Below are 25,442 nucleotides of genomic sequence, written 5' to 3' on the forward strand. Positions count from 1 at the left end.
AATGCAGCAACTCAATCCTTCCGAAATAAGTGAAATTATCAAGGGCCGCATCGACAAGCTCGATGTGACCTCCCAAGCCCGTAACGAAGGCACTGTCGTCAGCGTATCTGACGGTATCGTGCGGATTCACGGTCTGGCCGACGTTATGTACGGCGAGATGATCGAGTTTCCGGGCGGCGTCTACGGTATGGCCCTCAACCTGGAGCAAGACTCTGTAGGTGCCGTTGTACTGGGCGCTTACCAGTCTCTGGCTGAAGGCATGAGCGCCAAGTGCACCGGCCGCATCCTCGAAGTTCCGGTTGGTAAGGAACTGCTGGGTCGCGTAGTCGATGCACTGGGTAACCCTGTTGACGGCAAAGGTCCACTGGGCAACACCTTGACCGACGCGGTCGAGAAAGTTGCACCGGGCGTGATCTGGCGTAAGTCGGTAGACCAGCCTGTACAGACTGGTTACAAGGCTGTCGATGCCATGATTCCTGTCGGCCGTGGCCAGCGTGAGCTGATCATCGGTGACCGTCAGATCGGTAAAACCGCTCTGGCGATCGACGCGATCATCAACCAGAAAGACAGCGGCATTTTCTGCGTCTACGTTGCAATCGGTCAGAAACAATCGACCATCGCCAACGTGGTTCGCAAGCTGGAAGAAAACGGCGCCCTGGCCAACACGATCATCGTGGCTGCCAGTGCTTCGGAATCTCCTGCGCTGCAATTCCTGGCACCGTACTCCGGTTGCACCATGGGTGAATTCTTCCGCGACCGCGGTGAAGACGCGCTGATCGTTTATGACGATCTGTCCAAGCAAGCAGTGGCTTACCGCCAGATTTCCCTGCTGCTGCGCCGTCCACCAGGCCGTGAAGCTTACCCAGGCGACGTGTTCTATCTCCACTCCCGTCTGCTGGAGCGCGCATCCCGCGTTTCGGAAGAATACGTAGAGAAGTTCACCAACGGCGCAGTGACCGGCAAAACCGGTTCCCTGACCGCACTGCCGATCATCGAAACCCAGGCTGGCGACGTTTCCGCGTTCGTTCCGACCAACGTGATTTCCATCACCGACGGTCAGATCTTCCTGGAATCGGCCATGTTCAACTCGGGCATCCGCCCTGCAGTGAACGCCGGTGTTTCGGTATCCCGTGTGGGTGGTGCCGCTCAGACCAAGATCATCAAGAAGCTGTCCGGTGGTATCCGTACCGCTCTGGCTCAGTACCGTGAACTGGCGGCATTCGCCCAGTTCGCTTCTGACCTGGACGAAGCGACCCGTAAGCAACTTGAGCATGGTCAGCGCGTTACCGAGCTGATGAAGCAGAAGCAATACGCACCAATGTCGATCGCTGACATGGCGCTGTCGCTGTATGCCGCTGAGCGTGGGTTCCTGACTGACATTGAAATCGCCAAGATCGGCAGCTTCGAACAAGCGCTGATTGCTTTCTTCAACCGCGATCACGCCGATTTGATGGCCAAGATCAACGTTAAAGGTGACTTCAATGACGAAATCGACGCTGGCATGAAAGCCGGTATCGAGAAGTTCAAGGCCACCCAAACCTGGTAAGCCGCAGCGGGAGCCGCGAGGCTCCCGCTTGCTAACCTGATAGGTGTTACATGGCAGGCGCAAAAGAGATTCGCAGTAAGATTGCGAGCATCAAAAGCACGCAAAAGATTACCAGCGCCATGGAAAAAGTGGCGGTCAGCAAAATGCGCAAGGCACAAATGCGCATGGCTGCTAGCCGTCCTTATGCGGAGCGTATCCGCCAGGTAATTGGGCATCTGGCCAACGCCAACCCGGAATACCGCCACCCGTTCATGATCGACCGCGCCATCAAGCGTGTCGGCTATGTCGTTGTGAGCAGTGACCGTGGTTTGTGCGGCGGCTTGAACACCAACCTGTTCAAGGCCCTGGTCAAGGACATGGCGGTAAACCGCGAAAACGGCGTCGAGATTGATCTGTGTGTTGTTGGTAGTAAGGGTGCGGCCTTTTTCCGCAACTTCGGCGGTAACGTCGTTGCAGCTATCAGCCACCTGGGTGAAGAGCCGTCGATCAATGATCTGATCGGCAGCGTCAAGGTGATGCTGGATGCCTACCTGGACGGCCGTATTGACCGCCTGTCCGTGGTGTCCAACAAGTTCATCAACACCATGACGCAACAGCCTACCGTGGAGCAGTTGATTCCACTGGTGGCCACCCCGGATCAGGATCTCAAGCACCACTGGGACTATCTCTACGAACCGGATGCCAAAGAGCTGCTTGACGGCTTGATGGTCCGCTACGTTGAGTCGCAGGTCTACCAGGCGGTGGTCGAGAACAACGCGGCTGAACAAGCTGCGCGGATGATCGCGATGAAGAACGCTACCGACAACGCCGGTGATTTGATCAGCGATTTGCAGCTGATCTACAACAAGGCGCGTCAGGCTGCGATCACCCAAGAGATCTCGGAAATCGTCGGCGGCGCTGCCGCGGTTTAACGGTTCAAATATTCAGAGGATCCAGCTATGAGTAGCGGACGTATCGTTCAAATCATCGGCGCCGTTATCGACGTGGAATTTCCACGCGACAGCGTACCGAGCATCTACAACGCGCTGACTGTACAAAGCGCGGCCGCAACCACCCTGGAAGTTCAGCAGCAGCTGGGCGACGGCGTGGTTCGCACCATTGCGATGGGTTCCACCGAGGGCTTGAAGCGCGGTCTGGAAGTTACCGACTCTGGCGCAGCCATCTCCGTACCGGTCGGTAAAGCGACCCTGGGCCGGATCATGGACGTCCTCGGCAACCCGATCGACGAAGCTGGCCCGATCGACACCGAAGAGCGCTGGGGCATTCACCGCGCAGCACCTTCGTTCGCTGAGCAAGCAGGCGGCAACGACCTGCTGGAAACCGGCATCAAGGTTATCGACCTGGTTTGCCCGTTCGCCAAGGGCGGTAAAGTCGGTCTGTTCGGTGGTGCCGGTGTAGGCAAAACCGTAAACATGATGGAACTGATCCGTAACATCGCCATCGAGCACAGCGGTTATTCCGTGTTCGCCGGTGTGGGTGAGCGTACTCGTGAGGGTAACGACTTCTACCACGAGATGAAGGACTCCAACGTTCTGGACAAAGTGGCACTGGTTTACGGTCAGATGAACGAGCCGCCGGGAAACCGTCTGCGCGTAGCTCTGACCGGCCTGACCATGGCCGAGAAGTTCCGTGACGAAGGTAACGACGTTCTGCTGTTCGTCGACAACATCTACCGTTACACCCTGGCCGGTACTGAAGTATCCGCACTGCTGGGCCGTATGCCTTCTGCAGTAGGTTACCAGCCGACCCTGGCTGAAGAGATGGGCGTTCTGCAAGAACGTATCACTTCGACCAAGGAAGGTTCGATCACTTCGATCCAAGCGGTATACGTACCTGCGGATGACTTGACCGACCCGTCGCCAGCGACCACCTTCGCCCACTTGGACGCCACCGTCGTTCTGTCCCGTGACATCGCCTCCCTGGGTATCTACCCAGCGGTAGATCCACTGGATTCGACTTCGCGCCAGCTGGACCCGAACGTAATCGGCCAGGACCACTACGACACCGCTCGCGGCGTTCAGTACGTTCTGCAACGTTACAAAGAGCTGAAGGACATCATCGCGATCCTGGGTATGGACGAGCTGTCGGAAGCCGACAAGCAGTTGGTAAACCGTGCTCGTAAGATCCAGCGCTTCTTGTCGCAGCCGTTCTTCGTGGCTGAAGTCTTCACCGGTGCTTCGGGTAAATACGTTTCCCTGAAAGACACCATTGCTGGCTTCAAAGGCATCCTCAACGGTGACTACGACCACCTGCCAGAACAAGCGTTCTACATGGTTGGCGGCATCGAAGAAGCGATCGAGAAAGCCAAGAAACTGTAATCCCGGCGCCCGGCAACGGGCGCTCATTTAGGTTGAGGCAATCAGATGGCTATGACAGTCCATTGCGATATCGTCAGCGCGGAAGGAGAAATCTTTTCCGGCCTGGTCGAGATGGTGATTGCGCACGGTGCACTGGGTGATCTTGGTATCGCTCTGGGTCACGCGCCGCTGATCACTAATCTGAAGCCAGGTCCGATCCGCCTGATCAAGCAAGGCGGGGAAGCCGAGGTGTTCTACATCTCCGGTGGTTTCCTCGAGGTTCAGCCGAACATGGTCAAGGTGCTTGCCGATACCGTGCAACGCGCCGCCGACCTGGATGAAGCTCAAGCCCAGGCAGCTCTCAAGGCTGCCGAAGCTGCTCTGCACGAGAAGAGCGCAGATTTCGACTACGGAGCTGCGTCCGCACGCCTGGCCGAGGCTGCAGCTCAGCTGCGCACCGTCCAGCAGATCCGCAAGAAGTTTGGCGGTTAATCCGTCAGCCGCTTGTTGTGCGATTGATAAAAAAGGGTAGCCTCGGCTACCCTTTTTTCTTTTCCGAATTCCCGAAACCCGGTCGCAGTTGCTGACCACCCAGGATTGGTAGCCAGTCATGTCTCTTGAAATCGTTATCCTCGCGGCCGGTCAAGGCACTCGTATGCGTTCGGCACTGCCGAAAGTGCTGCATCCGATTGCCGGCAACTCCATGCTGGGTCATGTTATCCACAGTGCCCGGCAACTTGATCCACAGCGCATTCACGTGGTCATCGGCCACGGTGCCGATGTGGTGCGTGAGCGTCTGGCCGCTGATGATCTGAATTTCGTCCTGCAGGACAAGCAACTTGGCACCGGCCACGCCACTGCCCAAGCGGTGCCGTTCATTACCGCCGACACCGTGCTGATCCTTTACGGTGACGTGCCGTTGATTGAAGTCGAAACTCTGCAACGTTTGCTCAAGCACGTAGTACCGGGACAGATGGGGCTGTTGACCGTTGAGCTGGACGACCCGACCGGTTACGGCCGTATCGTGCGTGACGCTGACGGCAAGGTCGCTGCCATCGTTGAACATAAAGATGCCAGCGAAGCGCAACGCGCGATCACTGAAGGCAACACCGGTATCCTCGCTGTTCCGGCCAATCGTCTGGCCGACTGGATGAGTCGCCTGTCGAATAACAACGCGCAGGGCGAGTACTACCTGACCGACGTGATCGAGATGGCAGTCAGTGATGGTCTGGTTGTCGCCACCGAACAACCGCACGACCCGATGGAAGTGCAGGGCGCCAACGATCGCAAGCAACTGTCCGAGCTGGAGCGTCATTACCAGTTACGCGCTGGCCGTCGGTTGATGGCACAAGGCGTAACCCTGCGCGACCCGGCGCGCTTCGACGTGCGTGGTGAAGTGACCGTCGGTCGCGACGTGCTGATCGACATCAACGTGATCCTCGAGGGCAACGTTGTCATCGAAGACGACGTGGTGATCGGCCCGAACTGCGTGATCAAGGACAGCACCCTGCGCAAAGGTGTGGTGATCAAAGCCAACAGTCATATCGAAGGTGCCGTTCTGGGCGAGGGCAGTGATGCCGGCCCGTTCGCACGTCTGCGTCCAGGCACCGTGCTTGAAGCGCGCGCACATGTGGGTAACTTCGTTGAGCTGAAAAATGCCCGCATGGGCGAAGGCGCCAAGGCGGGACACCTGACTTATCTGGGTGATGCCGAGATCGGAGCGCGTACCAACATCGGTGCGGGCACCATTACTTGCAACTACGACGGCGCCAACAAGTGGAAAACCGTGTTGGGTGCAGATGTGTTCATCGGCTCCAATAATTCCTTGGTCGCGCCTGTGGATATCTCTGCCGGTGCGACAACGGCGGCCGGTTCGACCATTACGCAGAATGTGGATAACGCGCAGTTGGCCGTGGGCCGAGCGCGGCAGAGAAATATCGATGGCTGGAAGCGGCCGGAGAAGATCAAGAAGAGCTGAGTTATCCACAGCGGCTTTTTAAAGATCAACAGATCGCAGCCTTCGGCAGCTACAGGATGTCCATAAATCCGTGTAGGAACTGCCGAAGGCTGCGATCTTTTTACGGGTTATCCACTGATATTTTTTCTACACCGGGGGTGATTACCACTCCGCTCCCAACGGGGTCTTTGGCAAATTGCGTGAAGCTATTTTGTACAACATGCGCAAACCCATGTCCGAGCGCTGAGACATTCGTGTCAGGCGCATGATCCACGCCACCTCGGCATGTGACACCTTGACCGTACTGGCGGGATTTTTATGGACATGACGCAACGTCAGCAATGCAAGGCCAATGGTCCACAGAACGAATCTCCGAATGCCCGTATGCCTGGCCGGGATGAGCAGGGTGTATTGCAGCGCCCGCTGCAAGTGGGAGTGGGCGGTGCCAATCAGTTCTGCAAGCGCCTGTGCATAATGCGGGTCGTCTTGCCCTGCGTTTAGCTGCGCGAGTTGGACGCCATATTTGGCAAGCAGGTCCCGAGGCAACCAGCAAACACCTTGCAGACGGTCGTCCCAATGATCCTTGACGATATTGGTCAACTGCAAACCTGCACCGAAGGAGAGGGCCAACCGATGCAGGCTCTCTCGCCGGGATAACAGGCTGGGGTCAAAATCGATGAAAAGCTCGGTCAGCAGCGTTCCAACGACGCCAGCCACACAGTAGCAATAACGATCCAGCTGCTGATGTGTTGCTAGACCTTGCAGGCCCGCCTGCTCCTGAAATTCGCTCATTCCCTGAGTCATCACGCTCAGGCAATGCAGGATGGCGTCTTGCTGAAAGGGGCTGAGCGTGCGGAATATCGTCAACACCTGTGGCAGATTGCGGACCAAGTCACGTTCAGCCTGAAGGGTTTGATCCGTCAGGCGCGGGCTCAGCTCGTCACTGAAACCCTGAGCATCCGCGTGGCCCGATACCACATTGAGATAAAGGTTTTCGTAATGGCGTTTTTGTCGGGCGCTATGCCCAGGTTCATCTTCGATGGTATCGGCTATCCGACAGAGCAAGTAGGCGTTGGTCACGAGGGGGCAAAGCTCGGCCGGCAACTCAGGGATGGTCAGGGCAAAGGTGCGCGACACTTGCGTGAGGATTTCATCCTGATAACGGGTAGGATCAATGGCGGGGTTGGTCTGGCTTCGTCGTCCCCAGTGTTCGAGCTGGCAGGAGGGGGCATCGAGGATCGCCTTGAACCAGACGGTAAAGGCTTGCGGCTCGGCGTCAATCCATCGCAATAACGCGTGCGTTTCAATCCATTGCCATTGCGAGACTTCATCGGTGTTCGCCAGCGGGTCACCGTCAAACCGGCCGATGAGAATATGATCGAGTTCATGCTCGATCAGATTGCCCGGTACATGTGCCTTGTAAATCAGGGTCGTGACTTCTTCCAAGGGGCAATCAAAACCCATTTCTTCTCCAAGCCGGCGGTGGGCGGCCTGGGCGGTGCTTTCGCCTGGGCGCGGGTGGCCACAACAGGAGTTGGTCCAATAACCCGCAGAGTGGTATTTGGTGAGTGCCCGTCGTTGCAGCAGCAAGTGCCCATGACGATTAAAGATGAATAGGGAAAACGCACGATGAAGGAGGCCTTCATGGTGGATTGGCAACTTGTGGCCGGTGCCGATTTGCTGGTCATTGTGATCCACCAGTATCAGTAACTCATCCATGGCTTCTTTCCACCTCAAGCGCTGAAATCGGGGCCTGGCTCAGTTTGCAGTAACGCGCCAAAGCCCACATCGGAAAGTACAACCCGTAGCCGTGGTACGTCATATAGAGCACTCGAGGTACGCCGGTGCCCGTGGCATGAGGGTCTGCCCAGGTACCGTCGCTTTTTTGCGTTTGGAGCAAGTATTCAATGCCCTTTTGGGTGGCCAGATGCTCCACGGCACCGGCAGCCATCAATCCCAACAAGGCCCATGCCGTTTGCGACGCCGTGCTGGCCGATGACTGCTGGCCTAGGTCATCCAGGGCATAGCTGCTGCTGTCTTCTCCCCAGCCACCGTCCTGGTTCTGTTGCTGAATCAGCCAGTGGCAGGCATTTTGAACGGCTATGCAATGCAGGTCGTAACCCGTGGCGGCAAGCCCTTCCAGGGCGGACCAGGTGCCATAAATGAAGTTGATGCCCCAGCGACCGTACCAACTGCCATCGGCTTCCTGCTCTGCCAGCAAGTAACACAACGCCTCGCGCGTAGTGCTATTGGAAGCCGGTGTTGCATTCAACTGCCCGAGCATGGCCAGACAACGGGCGGTTATATCGGCAGTGGGATGATCAATCATCATGCCGTGTTCGGCAAAGGGCGTGTTATTGAGGTAGTAATGGGTGTTGTCAGCCTCATAAGCGCCCCAACCACCCTGACGGCCTTGCATTCCCTGCACCCATTCCTGCGCCCTGGCGATCGTCTCACCGTAATGAGCGCCGGGTTCGAGTTGCATTGCCCTGTGCATGACGGTCGCGACCAAGGCGGTGTCGTCGACATCGGGATGATTGGGCAAGGAATATTGAAATGCCCAGCCACCGGGGCGCAGATGAGGCCTGGCAACTGCCCAGCCCCCATACACGTCGAGAACCTGCCGTTGTTTGAGCCAGTCGAGACCTCGCAATGCCGCCTCCAAATCGCGGCGATTCCCGGTGTCCAGCAACGCCTGGCAGGCCCATGCCGTGTCCCAAATGGGTGATACGCAAAGTTGGCAATACGCCTGTTGCTCCGTCTCCATCAACAGGTTTGCGCAGGCTTTGCGCGCCGTCTGCATGCTGTGATGGTCACGGGGGTAACCCAAGGCCTGAAGCACGACCAGGCTGATGGCGATGGTCGGCAGCGATGCGCCGTAGCCGTCTTCGCCATTGAGTTGATCGGTGACAAACTTTATCGCTGTCTTCAGCGCTTTTTTTCGCCGTCCCTTGAGACGCCACGGATCGATGCGGTGCAGTAAACGGTCTATCACGGTAAAAAATGCAAACCCTACCCTGTTCTGGTGAGGGGCTCGGGGCAACGGAGTGGTTTCGCTGGCCGGGTGGAGAAACAGTTCGGTGATCCCGGTGCTTTGGGGGTTACGCGCCGTGGGCCGCAAGACCTGCAACACGGAAAAAGCCACCGTGAACAGGCGTGGGACGCAGAATATCTTCGACAGGTGAAACGGAAACCAGCGTGGCAGCAAAATCACTTCCACGGGAATAAGGGGCAATACACGCCATGGAATGACGTTGTACAAGGCCAGCCAGATGCGGGTGACCACGTTGCAGTTCGCGGCCCCGCCGTGTTGGCGAATAAGCGTGCAAGCACGTTGCAAGTGCGGCTCGTCCTGCGCATCGCCGAGCAACTTGAGTGCAAAGTAGGTTTTGACACTGGCATTGAGGTTAAAACTGCCCCCTCTCAGTAACGGCCATCCACCGTCTGACTGTTGTTGGTCTCGCAGATAACGCGCGAGCTTGCCTTGCAAGGTTTGCTCAATGGGTTCGCCAAGGAAATGCATCAGCAACACGTATTCGGCGGTGATTGCCGCATCGGCTTCGAATTCGAATACCCAGTGGCCGTCGGGTTGCTGTTTGCTTAGTAGGGCGGTCGAGGCGTTGTTCAGTACATCCCTGACGCGAGTGCTCACTCTCATGACAATCCCCAAGTCTTATCTACAGAGATTAAAAACGTCATTAGCCACACTTTTCTACTGTCAGAAATGACAGTTGCGATGAGTGGTCATCCTCGAAGTAGCCCTCAACCTCTAAAAGCCCCCTTGACGAAGTTCCGTCAATAGGTTTTGATTACTTCCGTTATATTTCGAAACGAAACTTACCTCGCCATGTCAAAACGCAATACGCCGCAACGCCGCCACAACATCCTTGCCTTGCTCAACGAGCAGGGTGAAGTCAGTGTGGATGAATTGGCCAAGCGCTTCGAAACCTCCGAAGTTACGATTCGCAAGGATCTGGCTGCGCTGGAAAGCCACGGCTTGTTACTGCGCCGCTACGGCGGGGCGATCACCATGCCGCAGGAACTGGTCGCTGAGACTGCCCAGAGCGTTTCCAAATACAAACAGGCGATTGCCCGCGCAGCGGTGAAACGTATCCGTGAACACGCGCGAATCATCATCGACAGCGGCAGCACCACCGCTGCAATGATTCCGGAGCTTGGCCAACAGCCTGGTCTGGTGGTGATGACCAATTCCCTGCACGTCGCCAACGCCTTGAGCGAACTCGAGCACGAACCGGTGCTGTTGATGACCGGCGGTACCTGGGATCCGCATTCGGAATCCTTCCAGGGCCAGGTTGCCGAGCAGGTACTACGCTCTTACGACTTTGACCAGTTGTTCATTGGTGCCGACGGCATCGATCTGGTGCGCGGCACGACCACCTTCAACGAGTTGCTCGGTTTGAGCCGGGTCATGGCCGAGGTCGCGCGGGAAGTCATCGTCATGGTCGAGGCCGACAAGATCGGCCGCAAGATTCCCAATCTGGAGCTGCCGTGGAGCAGCGTTCATACCCTCATTACCGATGATCGTCTGCCTATCGATGCACGCGATCAGATTCAGGCCCGCGGTATCACCGTGATTTGCGCGGCTGTCAGTCAGGAGAAATAAGCATGTGTGGAATTGTCGGCGCAGTTGCTGAACGTAATATCACCGCCATCCTGCTCGAAGGCCTCAAGCGCCTTGAATACCGCGGCTATGACAGCGCCGGTGTCGCGGTTTTCACCAACGACGAAACCCTCGAGCGCATGCGTCGCCCGGGCAAGGTCAGCGAACTCGAAGCGGCGCTGGCCGAACACCCGCTGGTTGGCCGTCTCGGCATCGCGCACACCCGTTGGGCCACCCACGGCGCACCGTGCGAACGTAACGCCCACCCGCATTTCTCCGGCGATATCGCCGTGGTGCACAACGGCATCATCGAAAACCACGAAGCCCTGCGTGAACAACTGAAAGCGCTGGGTTACGTGTTCACCTCCGACACCGACACCGAAGTCATCGCCCACCTGCTCAGCCACAAACTCAAAGACCAGCCGGACCTGACCGTCGCGTTGAAAGCCACCGTCAAAGAATTGCACGGTGCTTATGGTCTGGCCGTGATCAACGCCAAACAACCGGATCGTCTGGTTGCTGCGCGCAGTGGCAGCCCGTTGGTGATCGGTTTGGGTCTGGGCGAGAACTTCCTCGCTTCCGACCAATTGGCCCTGCGTCAGGTCACCGACCGTTTCATGTACCTGGAAGAGGGCGATATCGCCGAAATTCGCCGCGATACCGTGCAGATCTGGGACGTCAACGGCAATGCCGTCGAGCGCCAGACTGTGCAGTACAGCGATGGCGCGGAAGCGGCCGACAAGGGCGAGTTTCGCCACTACATGCTCAAGGAAATTCACGAGCAACCGACGGTGGTTCAGCGCACCCTCGAAGGTCGCCTGAGCAACGATCAGGTGCTGGTGCAAGCGTTTGGCCCACAAGCGGCCGAACTGTTTACCAAAGTCCGCAACGTGCAGATCGTCGCCTGTGGTACCAGTTATCACGCCGGCATGGTCGCCCGTTACTGGCTCGAAGAACTGGCCGGTATCCCTTGCCAGGTCGAAGTTGCCAGCGAATTCCGCTACCGCAAAGTGGTGGTGCAGCCGGACACCCTGTTCGTGACCATCTCGCAGTCCGGCGAAACCGCCGACACCCTCGCTGCGCTGCGGAATGCCAAGGAGCTGGGTTTCCTCGCCAGCCTGGCCATCTGCAACGTCGGCATCAGTTCGCTGGTGCGCGAATCCGACCTGACCCTGCTGACCCAGGCCGGCCGCGAAATCGGTGTTGCCTCGACCAAAGCTTTCACCACGCAATTGGTCGGCCTGTTGCTGCTGACCCTGTCGCTGGGTCAAGTGCGCGGCACGTTGGCCGAGGGTGTTGAAGCGCGTCTGGTTGAAGAGCTGCGTCGCCTGCCCAGCCGTCTCGGCGAAGCGCTGGCCATGGACAGCACGGTGGAAAAAATCGCCGAGCTGTTCGCCGAGAAAAACCACACCCTGTTCCTCGGTCGTGGTGCGCAATTCCCGGTGGCGATGGAAGGTGCCCTGAAACTCAAGGAAATCTCCTACATCCACGCCGAAGCCTACCCTGCCGGTGAGCTGAAACACGGCCCGCTGGCGCTTGTGGATAACGACATGCCGGTGGTGACCGTCGCACCGAACAACGAACTGCTGGAAAAGCTCAAATCCAACCTGCAGGAAGTCCGCGCCCGTGGCGGTGAACTGATCGTGTTCGCCGATGAAAAAGCCGGGATGACCAACGGCGAAGGCACCCACGTGGTGCAGATGCCACATATCCACGACATCCTCTCGCCGATCCTTTACACAATCCCACTGCAGTTGCTTTCGTACTATGTGGCGGTGCTCAAAGGCACGGACGTCGATCAGCCGCGTAACCTGGCGAAGTCGGTGACGGTGGAATAAGTTATCCACAGCTGATATCGGCACAAAAAAATCGCAGCTTCGGCTGCGATTTTTGTATCTGACTCGAGAGGCATCATGGACCGCTTCCAGGAAATGCACATCTTCACCACAGTCGCCCAAGAGCAAGGCTTCTCCTCTGCCGCGCGGCGTCTGGGTCTTTCGGCGGCCAGCGTCACGCGGGCGGTGGCGGCGCTGGAGTTGCGCATCGGCACGCAATTGCTGATTCGCACCACGCGCAGTGTGCATTTGAGCGAAGCCGGGCAGCGTTATCTGGAGGATTGTCGGCGGATTCTCGCTGAGGTGCAGGAGGCCGAGGATTCGGCGGCGGGCAGTCATGCCGAGCCGCGTGGGCAACTGACGGTGACGGCACCGGTGTTGTTCGGTGATTTGTTTGTGACGCCGCTGATGGCGCGTTATCTCGCGCAGTATCCGGACGTCACGATCAACGCGGTGCTGGTCGATCGGATCGTCAACATGGTCGAGGAGGGCATCGATGTGGCGGTGCGCATCGGTGATCTACCGGACAGCAGTCAGCATGCTGTTCGCGTGGGTGAGGTGCGTCGGGTCATTTGCGGCTCGCCGGACTACTTTGCCAAGTATGGCCGACCGGCTCATCCCAGCGCGCTGGCGGGCGCGCCAGTGGTGGCGACTTCAGCAATTGGCCAGCAACGCAGTTGGCCGTTTCTCGACGCTGGCGAACCGCTCAGCGTGCGTCCAGAGCCGCGGCTGATTGTTACCGCCAATCAGGCAGCGATTACCGCAGCCTGCATGGGGCTGGGTTTGACCCGGGTGCTGTCTTACCAAGTCGCCAGCAAAATCGCCACCGGCGAGTTGGATATCGTTCTCGCCGAATTCGAACTGCCGCCATTACCGATCCACGTGGTGTACCAAGGTGGGCGCAAGGCGCCGGCGCGAATCCGCAGTTTCGTCGATTTCACCGCCAAGGCTTTACGTGAGCACCCAGCGCTTAAAGATGCTGCGTTATTGCATGAGATGAAATAATCGATTGCACTTGCTGGTGATTCTGTTGTTTTCGCGATCGGCGCAAGATGGCCTCCATCGGCGCTCTCATCCCCGCAGCGGCGCCCCTGTTCAGCGGAGTCGACCATGCAAGCGATCAAACTCTACAACTTCCCACGTTCCGGCCACGCCCACCGTGTCGAGCTGATGTTGTCCCTGCTGCAATTGCCGACCGAGCTGATCTTCGTCGATCTGGCCAAGGGTGAGCACAAGCAGCCGGCGTATCTGGCGATCAACAGTTTTGGCCAAGTGCCGGCCATTGATGACGGCGGCGTGGTGCTGGCCGATTCCAACGCGATTCTGGTGTACCTGGCGCAGAAATACGGCCACGGTCGTTGGTTGCCAACCGATCCGGTCGGTGCGGCTCGGGTGCAGCGCTGGTTGTCCGCCGCTGCCGGGCCGATTGCCTTCGGACCTGCTGCGGCACGATTGGTCACGGTGTTTGGCGCACAGTTGAATGCTGAAGAAGCAATTACCCGGGCGCACAACCTGCTCAAGGTGATGGACATCGAGTTGGGCAAAACGCCGTATCTGGCCGGCGACGAGCCGAGCATTGCCGACGTTTCTGCCTACAGTTACATCGCCCATGCACCGGAAGGTAACGTGTCGCTGGACGACTACGGCAACGTCCGCGCCTGGCTGGCCCGGGTTGAAGCCTTGCCTGGTTTCGTCGGCATGCCACGCACGGTTGCCGGTCTGCAAACCACTGCCTGATTTTCGCAATCCACACTGTGCCGTCGGTGCAGGGGAGAGGTCGTGATGGAACGTTCACCGTGGCACGCTGGCGAACAGCAATTGCAGGCCCATGTCGGCGTTGCCGAACGCATGGAAGCCTTCGGGCGCAAGGTGATTCGCACCTGGATGCCGGATCAGCACCGTGAGTTCTATCAGCAATTACCCTTCATGTTGTACGGCGCAGTTGATGCAGATGGGCGGCCGTGGGCCAGTGTGCTCGAAGGCGCGCCGGGGTTTGCCCATTCGCCGGATCCCGAGCATCTGCATTTCGCCACTCAGGTCGCTGCCGATGACCCGGCGCAACTGCGTGACGGCGAGCCGATCGGGTTACTCGGCATCGAATTGCACACCCGCCGGCGCAATCGCCTCAACGGCCATGTCGGCAATCTGAGCGCTGATGGTTTTGACGTGAGCGTGGATCAGGCCTTCGGCAACTGCCCGCAATACATCCAACTGCGCCAGTTTCAGCGGGTGCCGCTGACGGATCCGCAGACACGCCCGGCCGAGCATCTGCACGGCCTCGATGACGCAGCCGTCGCGCTGATCACGGGCGCCGATACGTTTTTTGTCGCCAGTTATGTGGATGTCGACGGCCAGCGTGCGGTGGATGTTTCCCACCGGGGTGGCCAAGCCGGTTTCGTCCGCGTGGAAGGCAATCGTCTGACCATCCCTGACTTCGCCGGCAATCTGCATTTCAACACCCTCGGCAATCTGCTGCTCAATCCCAAGGCAGGCTTGCTGTTCATCGACTTTTCCACAGGCGATCTGCTGCAACTCAGCGGGCGTACCGAGATCCTTCTTGATGATCCGCAGATCGAGGCCTTCCAAGGCGCGGAACGGCTGTGGACATTTGAAGTGGAGAAACTGGTGCGGCGTCCGGCCGCCCTGGCGTTGCGCTGGCGCTTCGACGGCATGTCGCCGACCAGTCTGTTGACCGGTAACTGGGCAGAAGCCGATGCGCGTTTGCAGGCGCAGGCACTGGGTAATCAATGGCGGCCGTTGCGTGTGGCGAGGATCGAAGCGGAGAGCCGCAACATCCGTTCAATCTATCTGGAGCCAACCGATGGTGCCGGTTTACCGGTATTTCTCGCCGGCCAGCATCTGCCGCTGCGTTTCACCCTCGACGGTGAGGTGCACATTCGCACCTACAGCCTTTCGAGTGCGCCGTCGGATGGTTTTTACCGGATCAGCGTCAAGCGCGAAGGGCTGATTTCCTCGCACCTGCATGAGCAGATTCGCATCGGCGATGTACTGGAAGCGCGGGCACCGCAAGGGCATTTCACTGTCGCGCCACTGGAGCGCAGGCCGTTGGTGCTGTTGGCCGCCGGGGTCGGCATCACGCCGTTGCTGTCGATGCTGCGCGAGGTGGTGTACCAGGGCTTACGCACGCGGGGGATTCGTCCGACGTTGTTGCTGCAGAGTTCGCGCAGTCTGGCGGATCAGCCGTTTCACAAGGAGCTGGATCGATTGCTCGAAACCGCAGGTGACTCTGTACGAGTCCTGCGCTTGCTCAGCCAGCCGGAAGCTGATCTGCAAGAGGGCGAGGATTTCGATGTGCGTGGGCGCATCGACGGCACTGTGCTGAGAAACCTGCTGGAGGCCGAGGATTTCGATCAGCTCGACTTTGTGCTCTGCGGCCCGGGTGGTTTTACCCAAGGGTTGTACGACACTTTGCGCGAGCTGGATGTGCGCGACGCGCAGATTCATGCGGAAACCTTTGGCCCGTCGACGCTGAAACGTCAGGCCGATGCGGACGCGATCGTGATCGAACAACCGCCCGCAGCGACCACTTCGGTTGCGGTGGTGTTCGAGCGCTCGGCGAAAGAGGCGCGCTGGCAGCCCGATGGCGGCAGTTTGCTGGAGCTGGCGGAAAGTCGCGGATTACGCCCCGAGTTCAGTTGCCGCGGTGGTTCGTGCGGTACCTGCAAAACCCGACTGGTCAGTGGCGCGGTGAATTATCCACAGGTGCCGGCGGATATTCCGGAAGCGGGGCATGTGCTGATTTGCTGCGCGGTCCCGGCGCAAAGCAATCAGCCACTGGTCTTAGACCTGTAACCCGAACCCCTGTAGGAGCAGCCTTCGGCAGCTCCTACAGGGGATCGGTGTTCAACCCACGCTCAGGCGTAGGACAGAGATTTCTCTTCCAGCAATTCCTGATACAGCTCCGTCCACTTGCGCCCCATCTCATCGGCTGTGAATAACTGCCGATAGCGCGCTTCGGCTTTGACACCCATGGCGGCGGCGCGCACCGGGTCTTCCCAGAGCGTGCGCATCGCTTCACGAAACGCCTGTGGATGACTTGGCGGTACAACAAGACCGGTTTCGTTGTGGATATTGATGTAACTGGTGCCAGTGCCAATCTCGCTGGAAATCATCGGTTTGCCGTACATCGCACCTTCCAGCAAGGAAATGCCAAAGGCTTCCGAGCGCAGGTGCGAAGGGAAGACGATGGCGTAACTCAGTTCCAGCAGCGCCACCTTGTCTTCGTCACCCAGACGCCCGAGGAAATGAATGTTGCGCAGGCCCAAAGCCTGCGCTTGAGCGTGCAGCTCCCGCTCCAGCGGCCCGGCGCCGACAATGACCACGGGATAGTCCACGTCTTTCATCGCATCGAGAAGGATGTGCAAGCCCTTGTAATAACGCATCACCCCGACAAACAGGAAAAACTTATCCCCAAGCTGTTGGCGCCAGCGGTTCATCCGCTCGGCATCGGGCTGTGGATAACCAGCCTTGTTCAACCCGTAGGGAATCACCCGGGTCTTGTCCTGGAACTGCTGCAGCACATCGCTGGTGTGCAGGTAGTTCGGCGAAGCGGCAACGATGCGGTCAGCGCTGGCGAGGAAGCGGTTCATCAACGGGCGATAGAGTTTGAGCAGGTGCTTCTGGCGAATGATGTCCGAGTGGTAAGTCACCACACTCGGTTTATTCGTCGCGCTGGCGAAATGTACCAGGTCCATGAACGGCCACGGGAAGTGGTAGTTGACCACGTCGGCCTCGGCGGCCAGCTCGCGAAACTGTTTGAACACACTCCAGGAAAAACCGGTGGAGGCGAACTGGATGTCGAGTTTGGCGCGGTGCACTTCGTGCTGACCCAAATTCACCACGGGCGGTGTCGGGTCAGCGCTGAGCGTCAGCACCTGGCCGTCGATGCCGTGTTGGGCGCCGCTTTCGCAGAGTTGGAAGATCACTTGCTCAATGCCGCCGACCGAGTCGGGCAGGTACGTCTTGAAAAAATGAAGAACTCGCATTCAACCTCCCATGGCCTGACGGTAGGCACAGGCCGTGGCCTGTGCACAACGCTCCCAGGAAAAAAGCCGTGACTGCTGCAACCCGGCCTCTTGGCATGCCTGCCAATGCGCTTGATCGTCGATCAGTCGGCTCAGCGCATCACGCAGGCCTTCTGCATCGTCAGCTTCAATATAGTTGCCCGCCGCGCCCGCGACTTCCGGCATCGCCGAAGAGCGCGTGAGTACTACGGGGGTGCCGCTGGCCATGGCCTCCAGTACCGGCAGACCAAAACCTTCATACAACGACGGAAAAATCAGCGCGCGGGCGCCGGCCAATAACTGCGCCACCTGTTCATCGGGCAGATAACCGAGCAGGCACACGTGCCCGCTGGCCAGCGCCTGACGCAAGGGTTCGCTGAACTGCTCGCGCTCCCACCCGGCCATACCGACGATCAACAGCGGAAAGCGCTGGCGCACAGCCTCCGGCAACAGGGCATGGGCACGCAGGGCCAGGCCCAGGTTCTTGCGCGGCTCTAGCGTGCCCACACACAGGAAATATTCCCGCGCCTCGACCGCGTGCGCCTTGAGTACCGCGTCAATGGCGCTCGCCTCGCGCGGATGAAAGCGCGCGGCAACGCCCAGTGGCGCCACCACAAAACGCTCGGCCGGCAGGGCGAAATAGGCCTGGGCCTCGTCAGCTATGGCTTGCGAGTCGGTGAGAATCACCTGCGCCTGTTGCACACCCTGAGCCAATCGACGCTCGATCTCCTTGAGCCGTGCCGGGGGCTGGGTCTCGGGGAAATGCAGGTGAGTCAGATCGTGCAGGGTGATCACGGTCGGGCCATCGAAGGCCAGCGGCCACAGGCTCGGTTCGTGATAGAGGTCGATACCTTGCGCGCGCCCCTGATCGAAGCGTTTCTGCTCCAGCCAGCGGCGCGCCTGATAGGCCCCGGGAATCAGCCGCAAAAGTGGCGTCAGGCGTGAGTAACCCGGCATGGCCGCTTCCGGCAGCGCCGAGCTCCAGCCCCAGCCGTGGAACAGCGTCACGTCAACGTCCGGCTCGCTGCGCAAGGCGTTGACCAGTTCGGCAACGTAGTGGCCGATGCCGGTGCGTGGTGCCTGGAGAATGCGTGCGTTAAGAGCAATGCGCATGCTGCCTCGCTGGCGCCGCCGGCGCTTGCACAATATTCAGCACGCTGCGTTCAGCCAGTTGCAGACTGGCTTCACGCCAGCCGATCCACTGCCAGTCCGCGACATCGCGAGCGGCGGGGAACTGGCCGCTGCGCTGGAATTGATTGATCAGGTCGGCAAGGCTTTGCGGATCCTGCAGATCAAAGTACGCCATGAACTCGCCGCCGATTTCGCGGAACACCGCGATATCGCTGCCCATCGCCGGCAAGCCACGCTGCATGGCTTCCACCAAGGGCAAACCAAAGCCTTCGACGAATGAAGGGAACACCAGCGCACTGGCGTGGGCGTAGGCGTGTTCAAGGCTGGTGTCAGTGAGGTCGTTGAACAGGAACAGACGCTGGTTCAGTTCGGGATGATTGCGCACCCGGGCGAGCAGGGCGTCGCATTTCCAGCCGACCCGCCCGACGATGCACAACCGTGCCGTTGAGCCAGTGGCCCAAGCGCGTTCGAAGGCATCGAGCAGATACGCGTGATTCTTGCGTGGTTCGATGGTGCTGACCATCAGGTAAATCGGGTCTGTGGTCGTGAACAATTGCTTCAGGCGCGTATCGACCGTGGCCTGGTCGTTGTGCAGATCCAGTTCGGAACCCAAGTGAAAGAAATCGAACCAGCGCTTGTTGGTTTGCTCGGCACCGATTCTGCGCTGCAACTCTTCCCGCACCTGATCGCGCACCGTGGCGGAAATCGCCATGTAGCCATCGGCTGTGCGGGTGATCCAGTCGAACCATTCGTTGAAGACCTCGACCAGACGCGTGTCGTAAAACTGTGGGTGAGTCAGCGGGATCAGGTCGTAGATCACCGCAATCATGCCGACGCCGTCGCGTTTGAGCCGCTCGACGTGGGCAAAGAAATCCGAGTGCCAGGATGAATCCAGCAGCACCAATTGATCGCCCGGCTGATGTTGCAGTGGTGAGCAGCGTTTGAGCAATTGCCTGCGGTTGATTCGTCGGATCAGGCGGATCGGCAGGCCGAACGCGCCGAAGAGGGTCAGCCGATAGCCGACATACAAAATCCGTCGCGCCAGTTTCGAGGTGCATTGTGCATCGCGCCGCTGATGCCATTGCCAGAAGCGGTGGGCGAGGCGCTCCAGGCGTCCACCGAAGGTTTCCAGCGCGTTGAAAAAAGGCGTATCGCACGGTGCCAGTTGCAGTACACGATAAAGTTCGCCATTGAGCACCACCACCGGCATGCACTCGACGCCTTCGGCATCTGCAGGCAGTTGCTTGATGACGTTGCGCACCACACGCTGAATCCCCGAGTTGACCGTCGGGTGCTGGAACACGTGAGTGCATTCGACGAGCAAGCGGGTCATGGCAAGCGCTCGACAGGCCGGACTTCCGTGTCGCGGGTGATGGTGGTCTTGGCGCCAAGCCATGAACAACCGACGAAATCTTCCTGACGGTTGTTGATCACGTGGAACACCAGCCCGTAGTCACGCCATTCGAAATTGCGATCGAGGTGAGAGTCCAGGCGCGACAGGCTCAGCGATACGGAATAATTACCTTTGCCCAGCCCCATGACGAAGGCAAAGCGATAGGTGAAACGCTCGCCGGCGTGCAGGTCGGTCAGCGCCTTGTCCAGACGATGGGTGTTGATGCCGTACATCATCTGGCCCAGGCGATCCTTGAGGATAAAGCCCAGCACCAGTCGTTCGATGTCCTTGCGTACTTCGACTTTGACTTCGAGTACCACCGGCTGACCGACTTCGGCGGCATCGATGCTGCGATCGTTTTCATCGAGCAGGCGCACGCCGAGAATGGCGGCTTCGCCAGTGCCTGATACCGTTTGCACTTCGCCCCCGGCGAGCATTTCCTGGCGGACGATCTGGCCTTCGCGTTCAGCCATCAGCGCGTTGTAGTAATCGAGTACCGGTTCCGGTTTGCCGTACATGGCCATGCGGCCATCCTTGAGCAGGATCGCCGAATCGCAGATCGATTGAATGGCTGAACGGTCGTGGGACACGATCAGCAGCGTGGTCCCGGATTTGCGGAAGCTGCGGATGCGTTCGAAGCTTTTGTGCTGGAAGTAGGCGTCGCCCACTGACAGCGCCTCGTCGACGATGAGGATGTCCGGGCGTCGAGCCGTGGCGACGCTGAACGCCAGACGCATTTGCATGCCGCTGGAATAGGTGCGCACCGGGTGGTCGATGGCGTCGCCGATTTCGGCGAAATGCTCGATCTCGGGTAGCAGTGCTTCGATTTCTTCGAGCTGCATCCCCAACAGTTGACCGGCCATGATTGCGTTCTGACGCCCGGTGAAATCCGGGTGGAAGCCCATACCCAGTTCCAGCAGCGCGGCCACGCGGCCTTGCAGTTCGATCGTGCCGCTGGTGGGTTGGGTGGTGCCGGTGATCATCTTCAGCAAGGTGCTTTTGCCAGCGCCGTTGGCGCCGACGATGCCCACGGCTTCACCGGGGGCGATTTCGAATTCGACGTCTCGCAGTACCCAGTGCTGGTGGTGACGGATCGGCGAAAACGGGATCAGCCACTCGGCCAGGCGGCTCCAGCGGTTGGGGTATTGTTTATAGGCCTTGCTCAGGCCGGTGACGCGAATATGTCCCATCAGAGTTCATCCACCATTTCGCCGACGCGCTGGCGAAACAGCCGCAGACCGATCAGACAAAACAGCACACCCGTGATGAAGATCGGCAGCAGCGAGCTCCAGACCGGCCACTGACCGTAGAGAAACAGGTTCTGATAACTGCTGAACAGGTTGGTCAGCGGGTTGAGTTGCAGCAGGCGCTGCACCCATTCCGGCAGGATCGTGATCGGGTACACGATCGGCGTCAGCCAGAACCAGAATTGCAGGCAGATGCCGAAGAGCTGGCCGACATCGCGGAAGAACACATTCAATACGCCCAGCACCATGCCCAGTCCGGCGCAGAACATCATTTGCAGGGCGATCAATGGAATCAGCGCCAGCAACGCCATGCCTGGCCAGCGTCCGGTGATCAGCAGAAAGCCCAGGAACAGGCTGATGATGATCGCGAAGTTGATCCCGGCGTTGCACAGCACAATCACTGGCAGGCAGATGCGCGGGAAGCTGATTTTCTTCAGCAGGTTGGCGTTTTCCAGAAACATGTTCTGGCTGCGCAAGGTGATTTCAGAGAAAAGTCCCCATGCCAGCAGCCCGGCGCAGAGGTAGACGCTGTAGGCCATGCTGTCATCCACCCCGGGTAAACGGGCGCGCATGATGTGGGAAAAAATCACGGTGTAAACGACGATCATCGACAGTGGATTGAAGATCGGCCACAGGGCACCAAACAAAGAGTTGCGGTACCGCGCTTGAAACTCTCGCTGCACGCTGCCGAGGATGAAACCCCGGTAGCCAAGCAGCGAGCGGAACAGGGAAAGCAGCATTTAATCCGTCCTGCCGTACTGGTCTTCGAAGCGGACGATGTCGTCCTCTCCCAGGTATTCGCCGCTTTGCACTTCGATGATCACCAGATCGATCACCCCGGGATTTTCCAGGCGATGCTTGTGGCCGGCGGCGATGAAGGTCGATTCGTTCTTGGCCACCAGCGTCGTACCGCTGCCGTTGTTGGTGACTTTGGCCATGCCTTCGACCACCACCCAGTGTTCGTTGCGGTGATGGTGCATTTGCAGCGAGAGCTTGCCGCCAGGCTTGACCACGATCCGTTTGATTTTGAAGCGCGGGCCCTCCTCGAGCACGGTGTAAGTGCCCCATGGACGGCTGACGGTACGATGCAGCCGATAGGCTTCGTGGGATTTTTCCTTGAGTTGCTTGGCCACGCGGCGGACGTCCTGCGCACGGTCGGCGTGGGCCACCAGTACGGCGTCGGCGGTGTCGACCACGATGAGGTTATCCACACCCACCGTCGCTATCAGTCGGCCTTCGCTCTGGACGAAGTTGTTGTGGCTGTCGATGAAAATAGCCTCGCCGCTGGCGCGGTTGTTGTCGGCGTCGGCTGGCACCAGCGCCGCCACGGCGCCCCACGAACCGATGTCGCTCCAGTCGAAACCGGCGGGCACGACCACGACTTTTTCCGAGCGCTCCATCAGTGCGTAGTCGATGGAGATGTCGGTGATTTCAGCGAACAGCGCCGGCGACAGTTCCTGTTGCAGGCAACCGACGGTTTCGATCGGCGCGCTGGCGGCCATGCAGGTGCGGGTCTGCTCCAGCAGCTCAGGCGCATGCAATTGCAGTTCGGCAATGACGGTGGCGGTGGTGAAGCAGAACATGCCTGAATTCCACAGGAAGTTGCCGCTTTCCAGATAGTGCGTGGCGGTTTGCAGGTCGGGTTTCTCGACGAAACGCTGCACCTTCGCCGCGCCTCTGGCATCCAGCGGCGCGCCGGTTTCGATATAGCCGAAGCCGGTTTCCGGCGCGGTCGGGATCACGCCGAAGGTCACCAGATAGCCGTCTTTGGCCAGATTGACCGCATGCTCGACTGCGGTTTTCAGTGCGTCCTGATTGACGATCAAATGGTCAGCGGGCATCACCACCATGATCGCGTCGTCACCGTGCAACGCCTGCAGCGACAACGCGGCGGCAGCAATGGCCGGCGCCGTGTTGCGCCCGGTCGGCTCCAGCAGAAAGTGCCCGCGATGGCGCGACACATGAGCGGCGCAATAGTGATCCTTGCTCTGGAAGTAGTACTCGCGGTTGGTCACCGTGACAATGTCGCCCCAGCCGTCCAGCAGCGCTGCCGCACGCTGGTAGGTCTTGCCCAGCAGCGACTGGCCGTCGGGCAAATGCATGAATGGCTTGGGATGGCCCTCGCGGGACACTGGCCACAAACGGGTGCCGGCGCCGCCGGACAGAATCACGGGGATCAGCATGACCTACTCCTTGGCGACGCGTTTCATGTCCGCATCCATCATCATGCGGATCAAGGTATCCAGGTCGGTTTTCGGCTTCCAGCCCAGCACACGCTGAGCCTTGGCCGGATTGCCGAGCAGCACTTCAACTTCGGCCGGGCGGAAGAACGCCGGGTCAATCTTCACGTAATCGCGGTAGTTGAGGCCGACGTGATCAAAGGCGATGCGGCACATTTCCCGCACGGTGGTGGTGACGCCCGTGGCCACCACGAAATCGTCAGGCTTGTCTTGCTGCAGCATCAGCCACATGGCTTCGACGTAATCGCCGGCAAACCCCCAATCGCGTTTCGCATCGATGTTGCCCAAGGCCAGCTCCTGCTGTTTGCCTTGCTTGATGCGTGCGGCGGCGTCGGTGACCTTGCGGGTCACGAACTCGATGCCGCGCAGCGGCGATTCGTGGTTGAAGAGGATGCCGCTGTTGGCGTGCAGGTTGAAACTTTCGCGGTAGTTGACGGTGATCCAGTGACCGTAAAGTTTGGCCACCCCGTAAGGGCTGCGCGGGTAGAACGGCGTGTTTTCATCCTGCTGCTCGGCCTGGATCAGACCGAACATCTCGCTGGTCGAGGCCTGATAAAACCGGGTGTGCGGGCTGAACTGGCGGATAGCTTCGAGCAAGTGGGTAACGCCCAGGCCATCGACGATGCCGGTGGTGACCGGTTGATCCCACGAGGCGGCGACGAAACTTTGCGCGGCGAGGTTATAGACTTCGTCGGGCGCCGACTTGATGACTGCACGCTGTACCGAACAGGCATCGGCCATGTCACCGTCCAGATAGACGATGTCGGCTTCGACACCCATTTCGCGCAGACGCCAGCGTGAGTCGCTGCTGCGTCGTGCGACGAGGCCGTGAACCTTGTAGCCCTTGTCGAGCAACAACTTGGCCAGATACGCGCCGTCCTGGCCGGTGATCCCTGTGATGAGTGCACTTTTTGTCATTCTTGTCGTACTCGCGTCTCCCAGTCGGACAGGATCGCCCGCAGGGATTGTTGTGTGGTGATGGCTGGCGACCATCCGGTGGCTTTGGCCAGTTTTGCGTGGCTGCCGCAAACGCGCCGTTGATCGGCGCGACGCATGCGTGCCGGATCTTGAACCAGACGCATCTCGACTTCAGCCAGATCGCCGAGCTGCTCGATCAGGCTGCGAATGCTTTGCTCACGGCCTGAGCAGATGTTGTAGACCTGCCCGGGAGTGCCTTTTTCCAGCAGCGCGAAATAGGCCGAAATAACATCGCCGACATCGAGAAAATCTCGCGTTACGTCGATATCGCCGACTTCCAGTTGCGGTGCTTGCAGGCCCTGTTTGATGCGGTTGATCTGGCGCGCGGCACTGGCGATGACAAAGCCGTCTTTCTGACCGCTGCCGATGTGATTGAACGGGCGCGCCACCAGCACCGGCCAGCCTTCGCTCAGGCCCCATTGCAGGCTGAGAAACTCTGCCGAGAGTTTGCTCACTGCATAGGGATTGCGCGGGCAGGGCGGTTGTTGCTCGGTGATCGGCAGGTTGCTTTCGCTCACCTGGCCGTAGACGTCACCGGAACTGACATACAGGAACGTGCCGGCGAAGCCGCGCGCCTTGAGGGCTTGAAGCAGGTTGAGCGTGCCGAGCAGATTGATCTCGAGTGTGCGTGACGGATCGCGGAAGGCTTCGGGGACGAAAGTCTGCCCGGCCAGATGAATGACCGCGTCAGGCAGTTGCGGCCACAGATCGGTGAGGCTACGCGCATCGCAGAGGTCGTAGGGCGAAGCGGCAGGCAGCAGCTCCCACGACGAATCCGGCAACGCTAGACGCGACTGAATATGTTGTCCCACGAATCCACTGAGGCCCGTGACGAACAGACTTTTTTTCAAACAGCGACCCCTTGGTCTTGAACTTGCGCCACTTTCCCACATGCTTCAGGGAAGGGTCTGACAGACCGAAAGAAAAACCGGCTAAAAGACAGGCGAAGTCAGTTGTTGTAGTTGTTTGTAGCCAATCTGTGCCAATTGCTCGGCAATTTCAACAGGCCATACCGTGACCGGTCAGTTCTCGTAAGCCTAGTACGATTTATTCCCGTCGGGCGGTTCCCGGATCCCGGATGGATGTGTTTAGAATGGCCCTCGTCGCTATTTCCTCCGGTCTGCCGTGGGCGTAGCGCAACGGGGTGAAACTGACCACTAAAACAAAAACGAA

The 25,442-nt window shown here is 59.2% G+C and carries 20 protein-coding genes; 10 read left to right on the forward strand and 10 right to left on the reverse strand.

Annotated features, from left to right (window positions below):
* Nucleotide 1 precedes the first annotated feature (1 nt).
* The 5 genes from atpA (at nucleotide 2) to glmU (ending at nucleotide 5,821) form a co-directional block, all read left to right on the forward strand.
* Nucleotides 2-1,546, forward strand: coding sequence for a F0F1 ATP synthase subunit alpha (atpA, locus tag QZR14_RS02650; RefSeq protein ID WP_007911958.1), 1,545 nt, complete (start codon nucleotides 2-4; stop codon nucleotides 1,544-1,546).
* Between the two features lie 50 nt (nucleotides 1,547-1,596).
* Nucleotides 1,597-2,457, forward strand: coding sequence for a F0F1 ATP synthase subunit gamma (gene atpG / locus QZR14_RS02655; RefSeq protein WP_008084419.1), 861 nt, complete (start codon nucleotides 1,597-1,599; stop codon nucleotides 2,455-2,457).
* A 27-nt stretch (nucleotides 2,458-2,484) separates the two neighbouring features.
* Nucleotides 2,485-3,864 carry a F0F1 ATP synthase subunit beta gene (gene atpD, locus QZR14_RS02660; RefSeq protein WP_016772406.1) on the forward strand — a complete coding sequence of 460 codons (1,380 nt, stop codon included), beginning with the start codon at nucleotides 2,485-2,487 and terminating at the stop codon, nucleotides 3,862-3,864.
* A 45-nt stretch (nucleotides 3,865-3,909) separates the two neighbouring features.
* Nucleotides 3,910-4,335, forward strand: a complete 426-nt coding sequence (locus QZR14_RS02665; protein ID WP_007954164.1) for a F0F1 ATP synthase subunit epsilon — start codon at nucleotides 3,910-3,912, stop codon at nucleotides 4,333-4,335.
* A 118-nt stretch (nucleotides 4,336-4,453) separates the two neighbouring features.
* A complete protein-coding gene (gene glmU, locus QZR14_RS02670; RefSeq protein WP_311995827.1) occupies nucleotides 4,454-5,821 on the forward strand; it encodes a bifunctional UDP-N-acetylglucosamine diphosphorylase/glucosamine-1-phosphate N-acetyltransferase GlmU in 1,368 nt (455 codons plus the stop codon).
* Between the two features lie 141 nt (nucleotides 5,822-5,962).
* Here glmU and idi read toward each other — a convergent pair whose 3' ends face one another.
* Together idi and shc are read right to left on the reverse strand one after the other, a co-directional pair.
* Complete coding sequence (gene idi, locus QZR14_RS02675) at nucleotides 5,963-7,519, reverse strand: isopentenyl-diphosphate Delta-isomerase (protein ID WP_311995828.1); 1,557 nt, start codon at nucleotides 7,517-7,519, stop codon at nucleotides 5,963-5,965.
* On the reverse strand, nucleotides 7,512-9,452 hold the full coding sequence (gene shc, locus QZR14_RS02680) for a squalene--hopene cyclase (RefSeq protein WP_311995829.1): 1,941 nt from the start codon (nucleotides 9,450-9,452) through the stop codon (nucleotides 7,512-7,514). Before shc ends, idi begins: the two co-directional genes overlap by 8 nt.
* Before the next feature lie 195 nt (nucleotides 9,453-9,647).
* Between shc and QZR14_RS02685 the strand changes: the two genes are divergently transcribed.
* From QZR14_RS02685 to QZR14_RS02705, 5 genes are all read left to right on the forward strand, one after another.
* The gene (locus QZR14_RS02685; protein WP_064116539.1) at nucleotides 9,648-10,424 is read left to right on the forward strand and encodes a DeoR/GlpR family DNA-binding transcription regulator; all 777 of its coding nucleotides are present in this window, start codon (nucleotides 9,648-9,650) and stop codon (nucleotides 10,422-10,424) included.
* A gap of 2 nt (nucleotides 10,425-10,426) precedes the next feature.
* Complete coding sequence (glmS, locus tag QZR14_RS02690; RefSeq protein ID WP_311995830.1) at nucleotides 10,427-12,259, forward strand: glutamine--fructose-6-phosphate transaminase (isomerizing); 1,833 nt, start codon at nucleotides 10,427-10,429, stop codon at nucleotides 12,257-12,259.
* Nucleotides 12,260-12,334: 75 nt separating this feature from the next.
* Nucleotides 12,335-13,261, forward strand: coding sequence for a LysR family transcriptional regulator (locus QZR14_RS02695; RefSeq protein ID WP_311995831.1), 927 nt, complete (start codon nucleotides 12,335-12,337; stop codon nucleotides 13,259-13,261).
* Nucleotides 13,262-13,366: 105 nt separating this feature from the next.
* The gene (locus tag QZR14_RS02700; RefSeq protein ID WP_250605573.1) at nucleotides 13,367-13,993 is read left to right on the forward strand and encodes a glutathione S-transferase family protein; all 627 of its coding nucleotides are present in this window, start codon (nucleotides 13,367-13,369) and stop codon (nucleotides 13,991-13,993) included.
* 45 nt (nucleotides 13,994-14,038) lie between these two features.
* Nucleotides 14,039-16,069: a pyridoxamine 5'-phosphate oxidase family protein gene (locus QZR14_RS02705; protein ID WP_311995832.1), complete on the forward strand. Its 2,031-nt coding sequence runs from the start codon at nucleotides 14,039-14,041 to the stop codon at nucleotides 16,067-16,069.
* A 62-nt stretch (nucleotides 16,070-16,131) separates the two neighbouring features.
* On the opposite strand, the gene QZR14_RS02710 is transcribed toward QZR14_RS02705, so the two are convergent.
* From QZR14_RS02710 to QZR14_RS02745, 8 genes are read right to left on the reverse strand one after another with little or no spacing between them, the layout of a single operon-like run.
* A complete protein-coding gene (locus tag QZR14_RS02710; RefSeq protein WP_311995833.1) occupies nucleotides 16,132-17,262 on the reverse strand; it encodes a glycosyltransferase family 4 protein in 1,131 nt (376 codons plus the stop codon).
* Nucleotides 17,263-18,393 carry a glycosyltransferase family 4 protein gene (locus QZR14_RS02715; protein ID WP_311995834.1) on the reverse strand — a complete coding sequence of 377 codons (1,131 nt, stop codon included), beginning with the start codon at nucleotides 18,391-18,393 and terminating at the stop codon, nucleotides 17,263-17,265.
* Complete coding sequence (locus QZR14_RS02720; protein WP_311995835.1) at nucleotides 18,377-19,744, reverse strand: glycosyltransferase family 4 protein; 1,368 nt, start codon at nucleotides 19,742-19,744, stop codon at nucleotides 18,377-18,379. The genes QZR14_RS02715 and QZR14_RS02720 overlap by 17 nt, the downstream gene beginning before the upstream one ends.
* Nucleotides 19,741-20,994, reverse strand: a complete 1,254-nt coding sequence (locus QZR14_RS02725; protein ID WP_250605578.1) for an ABC transporter ATP-binding protein — start codon at nucleotides 20,992-20,994, stop codon at nucleotides 19,741-19,743. Before QZR14_RS02725 ends, QZR14_RS02720 begins: the two co-directional genes overlap by 4 nt.
* Nucleotides 20,994-21,791, reverse strand: coding sequence for an ABC transporter permease (locus tag QZR14_RS02730; RefSeq protein WP_134176489.1), 798 nt, complete (start codon nucleotides 21,789-21,791; stop codon nucleotides 20,994-20,996). Before QZR14_RS02730 ends, QZR14_RS02725 begins: the two co-directional genes overlap by 1 nt.
* Nucleotides 21,792-23,234: a mannose-1-phosphate guanylyltransferase/mannose-6-phosphate isomerase gene (locus QZR14_RS02735; RefSeq protein WP_311995836.1), complete on the reverse strand. Its 1,443-nt coding sequence runs from the start codon at nucleotides 23,232-23,234 to the stop codon at nucleotides 21,792-21,794.
* Between the two features lie 3 nt (nucleotides 23,235-23,237).
* A complete protein-coding gene (gene gmd / locus QZR14_RS02740) occupies nucleotides 23,238-24,209 on the reverse strand; it encodes a GDP-mannose 4,6-dehydratase (RefSeq protein WP_250605581.1) in 972 nt (323 codons plus the stop codon).
* A complete protein-coding gene (locus QZR14_RS02745) occupies nucleotides 24,206-25,120 on the reverse strand; it encodes a GDP-mannose 4,6-dehydratase (protein ID WP_250605582.1) in 915 nt (304 codons plus the stop codon). Before QZR14_RS02745 ends, gmd begins: the two co-directional genes overlap by 4 nt.
* Nucleotides 25,121-25,442 lie beyond the last annotated feature (322 nt).

This window comes from Pseudomonas sp. rhizo66, assembly GCF_031931925.1.
Classification (GTDB): domain Bacteria; phylum Pseudomonadota; class Gammaproteobacteria; order Pseudomonadales; family Pseudomonadaceae; genus Aquipseudomonas.